At 66.2% G+C, this 14,127-nt stretch carries 14 protein-coding genes and 1 tRNA gene; 7 read left to right on the top strand and 8 right to left on the bottom strand.

Annotation, left to right across the window (positions count from 1 at the left end):
• Positions 1-226: 226 nt before the first annotated feature.
• Together GD429_RS14665 and GD429_RS14660 are read left to right on the top strand one after the other, a co-directional pair.
• A tRNA-Leu gene (locus tag GD429_RS14665) sits at positions 227-313 on the top strand.
• A 161-nt stretch (positions 314-474) separates the two neighbouring features.
• Positions 475-1,491: a tyrosine-type recombinase/integrase gene (locus GD429_RS14660; RefSeq protein WP_152857546.1), complete on the top strand. Its 1,017-nt coding sequence runs from the start codon at positions 475-477 to the stop codon at positions 1,489-1,491.
• Between the two features lie 233 nt (positions 1,492-1,724).
• On the opposite strand, the gene GD429_RS14650 is transcribed toward GD429_RS14660, so the two are convergent.
• Together GD429_RS14650 and GD429_RS14645 are read right to left on the bottom strand one after the other, a co-directional pair.
• Positions 1,725-2,045, bottom strand: a complete 321-nt coding sequence (locus tag GD429_RS14650; protein ID WP_152857544.1) for a hypothetical protein — start codon at positions 2,043-2,045, stop codon at positions 1,725-1,727.
• A complete protein-coding gene (locus GD429_RS14645; RefSeq protein ID WP_060050907.1) occupies positions 2,045-2,314 on the bottom strand; it encodes a hypothetical protein in 270 nt (89 codons plus the stop codon). The genes GD429_RS14650 and GD429_RS14645 overlap by 1 nt, the downstream gene beginning before the upstream one ends.
• A 227-nt stretch (positions 2,315-2,541) precedes the next feature.
• On the opposite strand from GD429_RS14645, the gene GD429_RS14640 reads away from it, so the two are divergent.
• Positions 2,542-2,784, top strand: a complete 243-nt coding sequence (locus tag GD429_RS14640) for a hypothetical protein (RefSeq protein WP_321574617.1) — start codon at positions 2,542-2,544, stop codon at positions 2,782-2,784.
• A gap of 527 nt (positions 2,785-3,311) precedes the next feature.
• Here the strand turns inward: GD429_RS14640 and GD429_RS14630 are convergent.
• The 4 genes from GD429_RS14630 to GD429_RS14615 form a co-directional block, all read right to left on the bottom strand.
• Positions 3,312-3,542 carry a hypothetical protein gene (locus tag GD429_RS14630; protein ID WP_152857543.1) on the bottom strand — a complete coding sequence of 77 codons (231 nt, stop codon included), beginning with the start codon at positions 3,540-3,542 and terminating at the stop codon, positions 3,312-3,314.
• Between the two features lie 118 nt (positions 3,543-3,660).
• Positions 3,661-4,770, bottom strand: coding sequence for a class II histone deacetylase (locus tag GD429_RS14625; protein ID WP_152857542.1), 1,110 nt, complete (start codon positions 4,768-4,770; stop codon positions 3,661-3,663).
• Between the two features lie 16 nt (positions 4,771-4,786).
• Positions 4,787-5,995 (bottom strand): MFS transporter, encoded by a 1,209-nt coding sequence (locus GD429_RS14620; protein WP_152857541.1) that lies wholly within the window; start codon positions 5,993-5,995, stop codon positions 4,787-4,789.
• A 21-nt stretch (positions 5,996-6,016) separates the two neighbouring features.
• Entirely contained in the window at positions 6,017-7,063 is a 1,047-nt protein-coding gene (locus GD429_RS14615) for a porin (RefSeq protein WP_321574615.1), read from the bottom strand.
• A gap of 302 nt (positions 7,064-7,365) precedes the next feature.
• Here GD429_RS14615 and GD429_RS14610 point away from each other — a divergent pair, with 302 nt between their 5' ends.
• The gene (locus GD429_RS14610; protein ID WP_321574614.1) at positions 7,366-8,511 is read left to right on the top strand and encodes a helix-turn-helix transcriptional regulator; all 1,146 of its coding nucleotides are present in this window, start codon (positions 7,366-7,368) and stop codon (positions 8,509-8,511) included.
• A 98-nt stretch (positions 8,512-8,609) separates the two neighbouring features.
• Positions 8,610-9,608: a 2-dehydropantoate 2-reductase gene (locus GD429_RS14605; protein ID WP_152857540.1), complete on the top strand. Its 999-nt coding sequence runs from the start codon at positions 8,610-8,612 to the stop codon at positions 9,606-9,608.
• 193 nt (positions 9,609-9,801) lie between these two features.
• Here the strand turns inward: GD429_RS14605 and GD429_RS14600 are convergent, their stop codons facing one another.
• Positions 9,802-10,251, bottom strand: a complete 450-nt coding sequence (locus GD429_RS14600; RefSeq protein ID WP_129512350.1) for a MarR family winged helix-turn-helix transcriptional regulator — start codon at positions 10,249-10,251, stop codon at positions 9,802-9,804.
• A gap of 62 nt (positions 10,252-10,313) precedes the next feature.
• Positions 10,314-11,459: a glycerate kinase gene (locus tag GD429_RS14595; protein WP_152857539.1), complete on the bottom strand. Its 1,146-nt coding sequence runs from the start codon at positions 11,457-11,459 to the stop codon at positions 10,314-10,316.
• A gap of 386 nt (positions 11,460-11,845) precedes the next feature.
• Here GD429_RS14595 and tig point away from each other — a divergent pair, with 386 nt between their 5' ends.
• Together tig and clpP are read left to right on the top strand one after the other, a co-directional pair.
• Positions 11,846-13,192 (top strand): trigger factor, encoded by a 1,347-nt coding sequence (gene tig / locus GD429_RS14590; protein ID WP_034181190.1) that lies wholly within the window; start codon positions 11,846-11,848, stop codon positions 13,190-13,192.
• A gap of 140 nt (positions 13,193-13,332) precedes the next feature.
• The gene (clpP, locus tag GD429_RS14585; RefSeq protein ID WP_010092137.1) at positions 13,333-13,986 is read left to right on the top strand and encodes an ATP-dependent Clp endopeptidase proteolytic subunit ClpP; all 654 of its coding nucleotides are present in this window, start codon (positions 13,333-13,335) and stop codon (positions 13,984-13,986) included.
• Positions 13,987-14,127: the final 141 nt, after the last annotated feature.

Raw genomic sequence — 14,127 nt, 5'->3', positions numbered from 1 at the left:
GGCGGGTTCGGGGGACGCGCGGCGGCGCGTTGCCGAAACGTCGAGCGCGGCATTCTAGCACCGCTGCACGACGGGTGCCGGCAGGGCGAGACAAGGCCGCACGGATCGGGTAGAATCTCGCGCTCGCCTGATCGGGCGTGCCGGTTTTCGGGCCGGCGGGAAGTGCCGGGTGCGTGGAGAACGCATCTTGCGTGCCGCGCGATCAGGCGACAGAGACAGAAAATACGCGTGAGTGGCGAAATTGGTAGACGCACCAGGTTTAGGTCCTGACGCCCGCAAGGGTGTGCCGGTTCGAGTCCGGCCTCACGCACCAACAGACTTTTTCGTACCTTTCCGATAAGCGGAAAAATCTAGAAAAATCAATCGCTTATCCGGCATATTGGGCGCTTTCGTACGAGCGGCCCTTACACCAAACGGCAAGTTTCGGAGTATCCTTTACACCGTTTTACACCACGGGCAGCAAGGATTTACACCATGCCGACAATCACAAAACGCAAGGGAAAAACCGGCACGTCGTATCGCGTTCAGGTCTGCGTCAAGGGCGTCCGAGACGGGGCGACTTTCAAGCTTCGTGCTGATGCAGTCGCTTGGGGGCGAACGCGGGAGGCGGAACTTACCGGTGCTGATGTTGAGACGGGCAAGAGCTACACAGTCCGCGAATTGCTTACGGAGTACCGCGACAAGATTACGCCGAACAAGGCGACTGAGCGGCATGAGACCGACCGAATCAATGCGTTCATGAGGGACTACCCGCTGTTGGCAGACATGACGCTTGAGGAGTTCGATACACCGCACTTGGCGGAATGGCGGGACGACCGCCTAAAGTCCGTGAAAGGTTCCACGGTACTACGCGAGCTTTCGATTTACCGGGATGCTTGGACTATCGCGCGGCTGGAGTGGAAGTGGACGAAAAACAACCCGTTCGAAAGCCTGCGGCCACCCAAAGACTCGCCGCCGCGTGACCGTTTGATTGATCCGTGGAAAGAGGTGAGGCCTGTCCTGCGGGCGCTTTCGTATACCACCGGAAAGGCTCCGGAATCCCTCAGTCAAGAGGTTGCCCTCGCGTTCTTGATTGCACTGAGGTCCGGTATGCGTTCCGGTGAAATTCTGCAGTTGGGTAAGCGGACCGTGGACATTGAGCGTCGCGTAGCTCGCGTGTCTCATAAAACTCAGCATCTGACCGGCAAGCCGAGAGCGATCCCGCTGAGCCGCCATGTTTTGCGGCTGTTAGGCCCGGTGCTTGACCGCGAACAATTTTTCACTGTGGCGGACTCAACCCGCGACGCCCTGTTCCGGAGAGCGCGTGAGCGTTGCGGGTTGTCCGGGTTCACGTTTCACGACTCTAGAGCATCTGCTCTAACACGGCTCGCGCGCAAGGTCGATGTACTGACGCTATCGAAGATATCGGGTCATGCCGATTTGAAGATGCTGGCTCGCGTGTACTACCGTGAGACCCCCGAGAGCATCGCGGGCCGACTCGCAACGATTTAGGTATCTATTCCTTAGTCGCTGCCTTCCACGCACGGAGGGCGGCCTTATCCCGCCAGTCACAGGCCTCCATCGCGGCCCGCTCGTCGATCAACGCTTGAGCCAAGTCCGCGACCGTCTTACCTATCGGTCGTGGCGCATGGGCGCAGTCCTGCAAGTACGCGTCCGGAATCCCTCCCGAACCCCTCGAAGCACACCCCGCCAACAGTGCCGCGACCACCACGGCCACTCCCGCGTTAATTCCTTTCATTTGAATCCCCGTAGATAGCGTCCCATACCGCATCAGGAACGACCGTATCCGCTACTGTGGGGTTGTCCTTGATTGCATGCCGCAGCCGCTCAGAGGCCGCCTCCTGGCGTTTCCGGGCCTTTTCTTCCGCTGCCTTCTGGGCGTTGAGCGCACGGGCGTATCCGTCTCGCTCCCGTTTGACATCCGCGACCTTGTTCTCTAGTTCCTTGGCCCGGTTGTGTTCGTGCTTCGCGTAGAGTCCCGCTCCGGCCGCACCGATTGCTGCGACCAGGAACAGCGCCGCGAGAATCTGATCAATCGCCCGCATTAGTCGTCTTTCTTTGGCGTCGGTTGGTCGCCCAGCTTTCGCCACAGGGACCAATCCTTATCGATCAAGCCGCGCTTGAGCGCCACCGCAGTACGTGCCACGCGGGGCAGAGCGCCCCAGATATAGCAGACCGAAAGAACGATCGAGAGGGCCGCCGCGTAGCTGCTGAGGGGTAGGGTTGTGATGCCGTATAAGGCCGTGCCGGTCGTGACTGTGACCTTACCGGCTGATGCGGCGGCGCTGTCGGCCGCCTCTTGAAAAATTCCCATTTGCTCCGTTGTTAGATGAGGCCAGTCCCGTCGATGACGAGGAAGTGCAAGTGAGCCGTGGCCGCCTCACGGTCAATTCGAAGCAGCACAAGGCGAACCTGTTGGTTAGCTGATGACCTCACACGTTCCAACGTTCTATCACTGCGGGCGTATCGCAGCGTCGGAGGGATTCGACGTTGCGGACGTTCCTTTTGATCGCGGCACGCTCGCCCGTAGCGAGTGGCTGCGTGGATTCCATTCCTACGCCGATGAAGCCACTACTTATTCACGCAGCAGAGGAAGCGGCGGAGTTCACGCAAGCCGCGATGAAGAACGCCCGGAGTGATTGGGGCAGACGGAAATTGACTGACGAGGCCGCCGACTTGGCGGCTTTTCTTTTGGTGATGCAGGAACGCGGGACGATTGATCCGGAGCGGTTTGGAAAGCGTCTCGCGAAGAAGCTGAAAAAGATGAGGAGGAAGTACGGGTGACGAGGAATAAGTACGTGTGCGACGAGTGCAAAGGTACGAATGGCGGCCATTACCAAGAGTGTTCACAGTATGGCGGTGTACGAGTGGGCGAGTCGCCGACAGACTATTGGAATCGTGTCGGCACCGGCCGCGTTCGGATCGGTGCCACAGCGTCTCCCAAAGACACCCGCGCCCGTCACACGTGACGATTACGCAAGCCGCCGAAATGCTGGGGGTCTCGCGACCGACTGCGCGACGCATCCTGACGGATGCCAGAGTGGGGAGGAACCACGCAGGGATGGTTCCAGTGGAGGAGATTGATAGGGTGCTGGCCGTACACCAAAATTACACCAAGTGAGGCAAGAATCCGGTGTAGAAGGCCGGTTCGAGTCCGGCCTCAGCACCAGAAGTCGGACGCACCCGTCAGGGTGCCGTTCCCGAAAAAGCGCTGCCGGTCGGCTGACCGCAGCGCTTTTTTGTTTCCGTCCGTTTCGATAAGCAAGCGCCGCGCGTCGCCCGACCGCGGCGCTTTGTCGTTTCAAGCGTGCTTACTCCCAGAAGCTTCGGATCGCGACCGCCACGATCACCGGAACCGAGAACACCAGCGGGATCGCGAAATACTGCGCTTCGCGATCGACGACCCAGCTATAGATCACCCACGCCGCGCCGATCGCGAACGTGATGAGGCCGACTGCCACGGCGGCGATGTTCAGCACCAGCTTCGAAGGTTGGCGGCGCGTCTTGGCATTGTCGTTGTTATCGCGCGGGGACGATTTCATCGGAAGAGTGCGGCTTCGGGCCGAAACAGGGGTAAAAGCACAGGAAACCCCATCCGCACGGATCGCGCAAGGGCCGGCGTATGCCGGCCCCGTCATGTTCATTCCCGAGCGTTACAAGTTACAACCCGAACGACGCAGCCAGTTCGTCGAGCAGTTCGCGCTGGAACGCGACGAACCGCTCGCCGGGCTGCTGCGCGATCGCGAGGTCGAGCATCGGATCGGCGACGTCGGTGCGAATGCCGGCCAGCTCCTCGACGATCGCGAGCCCGCAGAACGGCACGTACGCCTCCGAATAACCGCCTTCGTGAACGATCACGAGCCGCCCGCCGCAATGGCGCTGCGCGGCATCCTTCACCGCGCGCGTCATGAACCGGTAGCTGTCGGTATGCAATTGCATGCGTGCGAGCGGATCGACCGCGCTCGCGTCGAGGCCGCTCGCAACGACGATCAGCTCGGGCCGGAAACGTTCCAGCGCCGGCAGCACGATCCGCTCGAATGCGTAGCGATACGTGTCGTCGCCGCTGCCCGCGAGCAGCGGCACGTTCAGGTTCGCACCGACACCCGCGCCTTCGCCGCGATCGTCCGCGCCGCTATAGCCGGGCGGAAAGCAGCGGTCCTGGTGCAGCGAGATCGTCAGCGTGTCCGGATCGTCGTAGTAGATCGACTGCGTGCCGTTGCCGTGATGCACGTCCCAGTCGATCACCGCGACGCGCTCGACGCCGTGTTTCGCGCGCGCGGCCTCGATCGCGATCGGGATGTTCGCCAACATGCAGAAGCCCATCGGGCGATCGCGCAGGCAGTGATGGCCGGGCGGCCGCGACAGCGAGAAGGCATTGGCCGCGCGCTCGCCGACGACCATGTCGACGGCCGCGATCGCGAGGCCGGCGGACAGCGCGGCGATCTCGTAGCTGCCTTTGCCGAACGGCGCGAGATCGCCGAGGTCGCCGCCGTTCGCGTCGCTGAGTGCGCGGAACGCGTCGAGATAATGCGCCGGATGAATGCGCAGCAGGTCGGCGGTCGTGGCCGGGCCGGCGCTGCGCAGGTCGAGCTGCGCGGCAAGGCCCGACGCCTGTACGAGCGACAGGAAGCGGCGCTTCGAATCGGGCGATTCCGCGTAGCCCGCGCTCGACGGCGGCTGGACCCAGCCGCCGACCGGGAAGAGCAGCGCGTGCGTGCCGCCGGTGTGCCAGAAAGTACGTTCGTCGGTGAAGAAGGCAGTGCGATTCATGGATGTGCGTGACCTGTCACGGTTGGGAGGAAACGGCTGGGCGTGCGCTGCGATCGATATGGCGCAGCGCGACGAACGAAGCGATCGCGACGGCCGTCGCGGCCGCGAACAGCGCGCGCATCGTGCCGCCGGCGTCGAGCATCAACCCGGCGAGCAGCGGGCCGGCCGCGAGGCCGGCGCCGATCACGAAATTGAGCGTCGCGACGAGGCGGCCCGACGTGTCGATCTGCGCGACGGTCGCGAGGATGAACGGCAGCACGAAGGTCCACGCGAACTTGAACGCAAAGATCGCAGAGCTGTAGCCGCCCGCGTACCGCATCGCGGCGAGTGCGACGAGCGAGGCCGAGAGCAGCGCGTAGCCCGCGGCCAGCATCGCGCGCCGCGCGAGCCGTCCACCGGCGCACGACGCGAGCGCCGCGCCGGCGATGCCCATCACGCTCGCGATCGCGAGCACGTTGCCGGTCGACTGCGGATCGAGCCCGGACTCCGCCGCCGCGCGGCTCGCGAAGGTCCATACGCTGCCGATCGCGAGATAGAACGTCAGTACGGCACCGGTTGCGAGCACGACGAAGCTTCGCGGCGTATGCGTCGCAGCGCCGCGCGCGGTTTGCACAGGTGTCGTCCGCGTGCCGAGCAACGACGGAAAGCCGCGCGACAGCGGTGCCGCGAGCAGCGCGAGCGCGGCGAGCGCGATGTACAGCGCGCGCAGCCCGAACGCGACGAACACGTGCGGCAGCACGAACAGGCCGATCGCGCCCGCGATCAACTGGCCGACGACCCACAGCCCGTACACGCGGTCGCTGTTGCTGCTCGTCGCCGCGCTCGTCATGCAGAGCACCATCAGCGAGCCGCCGCCGAGCGCGGTGATGGCGCGCAGCGCGAGCAGCGCGGCGAAGCCCGGCATCCACAGCGCGGTCAGCAGGTTGCCCGCGCCGAACAGCGCGATCGCGAGCGCGGCGACGCGACGCGCGTCGACACGGCCGAGCCACAGGTATGACGGCACGGTCGCGAGGCTGAACGCACCGAGTTCGACGAAGAAGTAGCTGCCGATCTGCGATGCAGATAGCCCGAGCTGCGTCGCGAGCTGGCCGGCGACGGCCGGCGCCACGAGCAGCAGCAGCGGCGTGATGGCCGCGAACACGACGAGCGCGACGAGCGTCGAGCGCGCGAACGTCGACGCGCGGCCGTCGGGCGAGCGTGCGGCATCCGGAGACAGGGTTTTCATGGCGGGATCTCGTTGCGGGAATCAGAACAGGTGGTACATGCCGACCATCGCGCCGAACTGCGACGCACCGGCGAGCGGCGTCGGGTCGTATTCGTAGACGGTCTGCGAACTCTGGTCGCTGTTGCGCGCATAACCGAGGTTCACGTACGCGACGGTGCGTTTCGACAGCGCGTACGTGGTGCTCGCGATGAACAGCGTCGGGTGGCCGATCGCCGGCGTGCGCGAGTCGGTGTGGTAGACGCCCGCGTTCAGGCCGATCCCGTTCGAGCTCAGGTAGCGCGCGCCGCCCCAGACGATCGTGCGCGCCGCGTCGAGGTCGCCCGTCAGGCGTTCGACGCCGGCGTAGACGGTGAGCGGCAGTGTCGCGAACGCATAGCGCGCGGCGAGCGTGCCGAGCTCGCGGCGGCGCGCCGACGCGTCGTCGGCCGCCGACACATCGCCGTGCGCCTGATGCAGCACCGCGCTGACCGACAGGCCGTTGCTCGTGTACTGGCCGCCGAGTTCGAGCACGCGTCCGGCGCGCGTATTGCCGGCGACGCCGGTCGTCGCGGCGAGCGCCTCGACGTCGAAACCGGCGAACGTCGGCGACTGGTACTTGATCGAGTGGTCGACGAAGTTCGCGTTCATCGGCACGATCACGCCCTGGCCGCTGTACGACGCGTACCAGAGCGGGTCGTAGAACAGCGTCTTGTCGAACAGCACGCTGAACTGCCGGCCGAACGTGACGGTGCCGACCGGCCCCGCGATGCCCATGTACGCGCCGCGAAAGAACGCGTAGCCGGGCACGGTCGCGGTGCCGTCGTTGAGGTTGAGGCCCTGTTCGAGCTTGAACAGCGCACGCCAGCCGCCGCCGAGATCCTCGTTGCCCTTCAGCCCGATCTGCGAAGGCAGGATGCCGTAGTTCTGCAACTGCACGGCCGAGTGGCGCCCGTCGGCGTGCGTCAGGTATTGCACGCCGGCGTCGAGCGCGCCGTACAGCGTGAGGGCCGACTGCGCGTGCGCGGCGGCGCTGCACGCGGCGAGCATTGCGGCGGCCGCGGCCGTGCGGATGAAGCCGGGTTTCGTCACGTGGGGTTCTCCATACCGTCCTGCATCGGTTTGTCGTTGGTGTAGTCGCGACGCAGTGTCCGCAGCGGGAAAACCTTCGAACAGTCGTACAGATGAACGGTGCGGAAAACCCGCGGTGCGCGGCGTGCACGCCGCGCGATGCAGCGGCGCGGTGTGCTGCGGAGCAGCAACGTGCCGCACACCGTTCAAATGGATGGGGTTGCCGCCGGTTCCTGCACCGTGACCCGCCAAAAAAGCCGCTCGCTATAATCGGCGGTCTGCGTTGCGCGCGTCAGCGGCCCGATCGGGCAAGGGAGCGGAAGGTGAGGATCACGACGGATACCGGGCAGGATCTCGAAGCGCTGCGCGACGTGCCGGCCGCCATCGTGCTCGACGAATTCGCGTGGCCGCCGCTGCCTTCGCGTCGTGCCGATTTCGACGGTGTCACACGCGGCGACGCATCGCAGCGCGAACTCGGGCTGATGCTGCTCGACCTGTACGCGGTCGCCGCGCAGTCCGGCATCGGCGAATTCGAATACCGCTTCTTTACGCTGCTGCAGGCGCTCGTCCCGTTCGACGCCGCATGGACGGGCGTCGCGACGCAAGCGTCCACCGGCCCCGTGATGCACAACAGCTTCCTGTACCGCCTGCCGCACGCGTTCTTCGGCGACTGGAAGCGCGTGCGCGATTGCGACCCGTTCGCGCACCGCACGCTGCGCGGTGCGCACGGACGCGCGGTGCGGCTGTCGGTCGTCGAGCCGGGGCTCGATGCGCGGTTTCGCGACTGGTGCGTGAAGTACGGGCTCGCGCAACTGATGTTCGTGTGCACGCTCGATCGCCGCTTCGGCCTGACGACGTTCATGTCGATCTACCGCCAGGGCCTGAATCGCCCGTTCAGCGACGATGATGCGCGCCGTTTCGAGGAAGTGATTCCGCATCTCGCGGCCGCGCTCACGATCAATCGCGCCACGCAGCTCACGCGCGAGCGCGGCGATACGGTCGCGCCGGCCGCACGCGCGCTGTGCGACAACTTCGGGGTGCTCCATCACGCCGATGATGGCTTCGACGACGTGCTGCGTGCCGAATGGCCGGCGTGGGCCGGCGCGCGCGTGCCGGAGCCACTCGTCGCGCACCTGCGGCGCCAGTCGGGCCAGCCGTTCGTAGGCGATGCGCTGCGCATCCAGTGCGTGCCCGTCGCGGGACTGTTCCAGATCGAAGCGCGGCCGCGCTCGCTGCTCGACCGGTTGAGCCCGCGCGAACTGGCCGCGATCCGTTATTACGGCGCCGGCCGTTCACACAAGGAAGTCGCGCAACAGATGGCGATTTCGCCGACGACCGTGCGCCACTACCTGCGCTGTGCGTACCGCAAGCTCGGCATGCACGACAAGAGCCAGATCGCTGGCGTGCTCGGCGCGACGGGCGGCGCGACCGACGACGAACCGGTGGAAGCCGGCGGCGAGCCGCGTTGAATCGCTCGAACGCGCGCGTTGCACGTTACCGCTGGAATGGTTGTGTCCGCAACCATTGAGCGTTATGCTCGTCAGCTCCCAGGAGACGGAATTCCATCATGAACGACACGAATTCAGGGTCGGTGCGCGCGGCGGTGGTCGGTGTCGGCGCGATCGGCGGATTGCTCGCGGCCGCGCTGTCGCGGGCCGGCATGACCGTCAGCGCGTATGCACGCGGCGCGACGCTCGACGCGTTGAACGCGCACGGCGTGCGCGTGATCGACGAGGCGGGCGTCACGTCGTCGGTGCCGGTGCGCGCGAGCGACGATGCGGCCGCGCTGGGCGTGCAGGACTACCTGGTGATCGCGCTGAAGGCGCAGGCGCTGCCGGCGCTGGCCGCGCGCATCGCGCCGCTGGTCGGGCCGGACACCGTGATCGTCGCGGCGATGAACGGGCTGCCGTGGTGGTTCACGCACGGGCTCGAAGGGCCGATCGACGGCGTGCCGCTCGACGCGGTCGATCCGGCCGGCGCGGTGTCGGCGGCGCTGCCGCCCGCGCAGGCGATCGGCTGCGTCGTGCACCTGTCGTCGAGCACCGACGCGCCGGGCATCGTGCGTCGCGGGCGCGGCAACCGGCTGATCGTCGGCGCACCCGATCCGCGGCTCGACACGGCCACCGCACAGTTCGCTGCGGCGCTCGCGGCGGGCGGTTTCGACGTCGAGTCGACGCCCGCGATCCGGACCGAGATCTGGGCGAAGCTGTGGGGCAACATGAACATGAATCCGCTGAGCGCGCTGACGGGGTCGACGGCCGAGCAGTTGCTCGACGATCCGTTCACGCGGGATCTCGCGCTGCGAATGATGGAGGAGGCTACCGCGATCGGCGCGAAGCTCGGTTTGTCGACGGGGATGAGCGGGCCCGAACGGATCGCGGTCACGCGCAAGCTCGGCGCGTTCAGGACATCGATGCTGCAGGATTTCGAAGCGGGGCGGCCGCTCGAGATCGGGCCGATCCTCGGCGTGTTTCCGGAACTCGGGCGCAAGCTCGACGTGCCGACCCCGTATTGCGACGCGGTGCTCGGGCTGCTGCGCCAGCGCGCGGCCAACAGCGGGCTGTAGCGTCTGCGAGGCTGATGGATTCGCGGTCGCGGGCAACGCGGCGAAGCGCGATCCTTGCCGGGTGCCGCGCCGCCCGATGCAAAACGGGCCGGCCGAGTCGCTGGTTACGCGGCCCGGGCGGCCCGTCGAATTCGTCTGATCAATGTTGCCGGCAGGGCTCGACCGTCTGGCGACGCCGAGCCCGTCACGCAGCTTAGTCGTCCCGCTCGGTTGCGTGCGCGACGACCTTGTCGAGCAGCCGCTCGAACGTCTGGCGTTCGCTGTCGGACAGGCATGCGAGCAACCCGTCGTTCCACTTGCGCACGATCGGCATGATCTTGCGATGCAGCGCGCGGCCGTCGGCGGTCAGCGCGATCAGCACGATCCGGCCGTCCTCGTCGCTCGCGCTGCGCTCGAGCAGCCCCTGGCGCAGCAGCGCTTCGGCCGCGCGGCTCGCCTGGCTCTTGTCGAGATTGGTGTGGCGCGCGAGATCCATGATCGAGAACGGACCGAACGCGCCGACGGCGGCGATCACGCGTGCCTCGGGCAGCGAGATGTCGAGCTTGTGCCGGTACACCTCGCCGATCCCGCGGTCGGATCGCTTCGTGAGCGCGTGGAGGCGATAGGTCAGAAACTGATCGAGCCCGGCTTGACGGCCTTTCATGTCGAATCCTGAAGAAAAAGGGCGGGCCCGATTGTTCCTGTATCGCGCGCTCGGGTCAACGGTCAGTGTGCGCCGTATTTCAGGCGCGTCAATTGCTCCGCTTCGTTCGCGAGCAGGTTCGCCGCGTCGCGGATCGCGACGTCGAGCGTGATCGGCCCGGGAGTCGGCGAGAAGCAGCCGGAAAAATGTTCGGACAGGCGCGGCAGCGCGGCCGGGTCGACCGCGCCCGACAGCAGCGACGCCGGCACGCCGGCGGCCTGCGCGTGCCGGCACGCGATGAACGGCGCCTTGCCGTGCAGCGTCTGCACGTCGGAGCGGCCTTCGCCGGTGATCAGCCAGCCGGCGCCGGCGAGCGCCGCGTCGAGCCCGACCTGCCGCGCGACCACTTCGGCGCCGGCTTCGAACTGCGCGCCGAGCATGTGCAGCGCGAAACCGAGGCCGCCCGCGGCGCCGGCGCCGGGCAGGTCGCGGGCGCGTCGGTCGAGCGCGGCTTCGAGCAGGTCGGCGAAATGGCCGAGCGCGGCGTCGACGGTCGCAACCTGCGCGGATGTCACGCCTTTTTGCGGGCCGAACACGGCGGTCGCGCCGTGCGCGCCCGTCAGCGGATTGTCGACGTCGGACATGCCGACGAATTCCGTTTCCTTCAGGCGCGGGTCGAGCGCCGACGCGTCGATGCGCGCGATGTCGGCGAGCCGCGACGGCACGGGCTCGACCGGCTGGCCGGCCGCGTCGAAGCACTGCAGGCCGAGGCCCGCGAGCAGCCCGGCGCCCGCGTCGTTGGTGCTGCTGCCGCCGAGCGCGACGAAGAAGCGGCGCACGCCGTCGTCGAGCATCATGCGGATCGCCTCGCCCATCCCGCGCGTGCTGCGCGCGTCGACCGGCACGCTCATGCCGACCGGATCCGTAATGCCGACGATCTCGGCCGTCTCGACGATCGCGGTGCGCGCGTCGATCACGCCGACCGCCGCGTCGCGTGCCGCGAGCGACGCGCCGGCCACCCGCAGCGAGCGCCGCGTGCCGCCGCCGGCCAGCATCGCGTCGAGCGTGCCTTCGCCGCCGTCGGCCATCGGGCAGCAGCGCACGACCGCGTCGGGGCGCGCGCGGCGAATGCCGGTGGCGATCGCGTCCGCGACCTGCTCGGCGGAAAGCGAGCCTTTGAACGAATCGGGCGCGATGACGACGACAGGCGCGGACGGGTGTTGCGGCATGGTGTCTCCGGAAGGCGTGATTGGTGTGAAGAATAATGGGGCGCGACGGCGGCGCACCCTCAATCGGAGCTTACAGGATGGCGGGCCCGCGGTGGATACGGCGTACGGCATAGCGGCGATCCGCGCGCATTGCCGTGCAAGGGGCTGCCGATATGGCGCAGACGCATGCGCGTCGCGCCGAACTGGAGGTGCGAGGAAAATTGTTTGCTAGAATAGTCGATTCTTCCGGCCAAAGCCGTGCTCCGAGCCGCTTGCGCTAGCCATCCGGCGCGTGCAGGGATGGCGTGGCGCTCCGGCGCGGCGTGTATGCGTGTCGCAGTAGCGCCGCAGGCAGGCACGGCAAGGAAAACCCGATTCGCTCGAATAATTTTAGGACGATTGAAGCCATGGCTAACGTTGTTGAGAACCTCGGCAAGCTTGAACGCCGCGTGACGATTTCCCTGCCGAAAGACACCGTGCAGAAGGAAATCGACGCCCGTATCCAGAAACTCGCGAAGAACGTGCGCATGCCGGGTTTCCGCCCGGGCAAGGTGCCGCTGAAGATGGTCGCGCAGCAGTACTCGGGTCAGGTCGAGGCGGAAGTGCTGAGCGACAAGATCGGCCAGGAGTTCTTCACGATCAGCCGCGCGGAAAACCTGCGCGTCGCCGGCCAGCCGAGCTTCGAGCCGAAGCAGGAGCAAGCCGAAGATGCGTACGCGTTCGACGCGACGTTCGAGGTCTATCCGGAAGTGAAGATCGGCGATCTGGCGACGGCTGAAGTCGAGCGCTCGACGACGTCGATCGGCGACGCCGAAATCGACCGCACGCTGGACATCCTGCGCAAGCAGCGCGTGCACTACCATGCACGCGGCGAAGCCGGCGAGCACGGCGACGGCGGCGCGGACACCGCAGCCAAGAACGGCGACCGCGTGACGGTCGACTTCGTCGGCAAGATCGACGACGTCGCGTTCCAGGGCGGCACGGCCGAAGACTTCCCGTTCGTGCTCGGCGAAGGCCGCATGCTGCCGGAATTCGAAACCGCGGCGCTGGGCCTGAAGGCCGGCGAATCGCGCACGTTCGACCTGAAGTTCCCGGACGACTACCACGGTGCCGACGTCGCGGGCAAGACCGCGCAATTCACGGTCACGATGAAGAAGATCGAGTGGCCGCACCTGCCGGAAATCGACGGCGAATTCGCGAAGTCGCTCGGCATCGAAGACGGCGACCTCACGAAGATGCGCGGCGAGATCAAGGAAAACCTCGAGCGCGAAGCGAAGCGCCGCACGCAGTCGATCGTCAAGAACCAGGTGATGGACGCGCTGCTGAAGATTTCCGAACTCGACGTGCCGAAGGCGCTGATCGAGCAGGACCAGCAGCGTCTCGTCGAAATGGCTCGTCAGGATCTGGCGCAGCGCGGCGTGCCGAACGCGAAGGACGCACCGATCCCGGCCGAGATGTTCGCCGAGCAGGCCGAGCGTCGCGTGAAGCTGGGCCTCGTGCTGGCCGAGCTCGTGAAGTCGAACAGCCTCGAGGCGAAGCCGGAACAGATCCGCGCGGAAGTCGACGAGTTCGCGAAGAGCTACGAAGACCCGAAGGAAGTGGTCCGCTGGTATTATTCCAACCAGCAGCGCCTCGCCGAGATGGAAGCGTTCGTCGTTGAAAGCAACGTCGTCGATTTCGTGCTGGGCAAGGCAAAGGTGACGGACAAGGAAGTGAGCTTCGAGGCACTCGCGAGCGCATCGGCGCAAGCGTAAGTGTCGCTCTAGCGGCGTGCCGGCTGTCGGAGCGACGGCCTGCACGCCGTTTTTACGTCAAGCGCACGGTTGCCATTAATATGGCGATTGAGCGGGCGGCTTCCTTCCGTTCAATTTTCCATTCGAACAAGGTTCATTGAATGATCACTCGCGCTGAATTGCTGGACATGCTTGCTTCGAACGCGCCGCAGGGTTTCGAGGCGCAAGCACTGGGGCTGGTGCCGATCGTCGTCGAAACGAGCGGCCGCGGCGAGCGTTCGTACGATATCTACTCGCGTCTCCTGAAGGAGCGCCTGGTGTTCATGGTCGGCGAAGTGAACGACCAGACCGCGAACCTCGTGGTCGCGCAGTTGTTGTTCCTCGAGAGCGAGAATCCCGACAAGGACATCAGCCTGTACATCAACAGCCCGGGCGGGTCGGTGTCGGCCGGCATGGCGATCTACGACACGATGCAGTTCATCAAGCCGGACGTATCGACGCTATGCATGGGCCTCGCGGCCAGCATGGGCGCGTTCCTGCTGGCGTCGGGCGCGAAGGGCAAGCGCTTCGCGCTGCCGAATTCGCGCGTGATGATCCACCAGCCGCTCGGCGGCGCACGCGGTCAGGCATCCGACATCGAGATCCAGGCGCGCGAAATCCTCTACCTGAAGGAGCGGCTGAACCAGTTGCTCGCGCAGCACACGGGCCAGGACGTCGAGCGCATCGCGCGCGACACCGACCGTGATAACTTCATGTCGAGCGAAGACGCGAAGGCGTACGGGCTGATCGACCAGGTGCTGCTGAAGCGCCCGTAAACTTTTAAGTGGGGTGCCGCCCCGATTCGCGCGGCGCCCCTGCGATGTTCCGCACGCCCCGAGCCTCTGCGGCAAGCGCATCCGGCCGGCTCCGGTCGCGCCCTAGGCGCGGCGTTCGGAGCATTCGGCGTATCATGTCAT

Origin of the sequence: Burkholderia sp. BE17 (assembly GCF_009362305.1) — a bacterium.
Lineage (GTDB): Bacteria > Pseudomonadota > Gammaproteobacteria > Burkholderiales > Burkholderiaceae > Burkholderia > Burkholderia pyrrocinia_C.
This window is presented reverse-complemented; position numbering and strand designations above follow the sequence as displayed.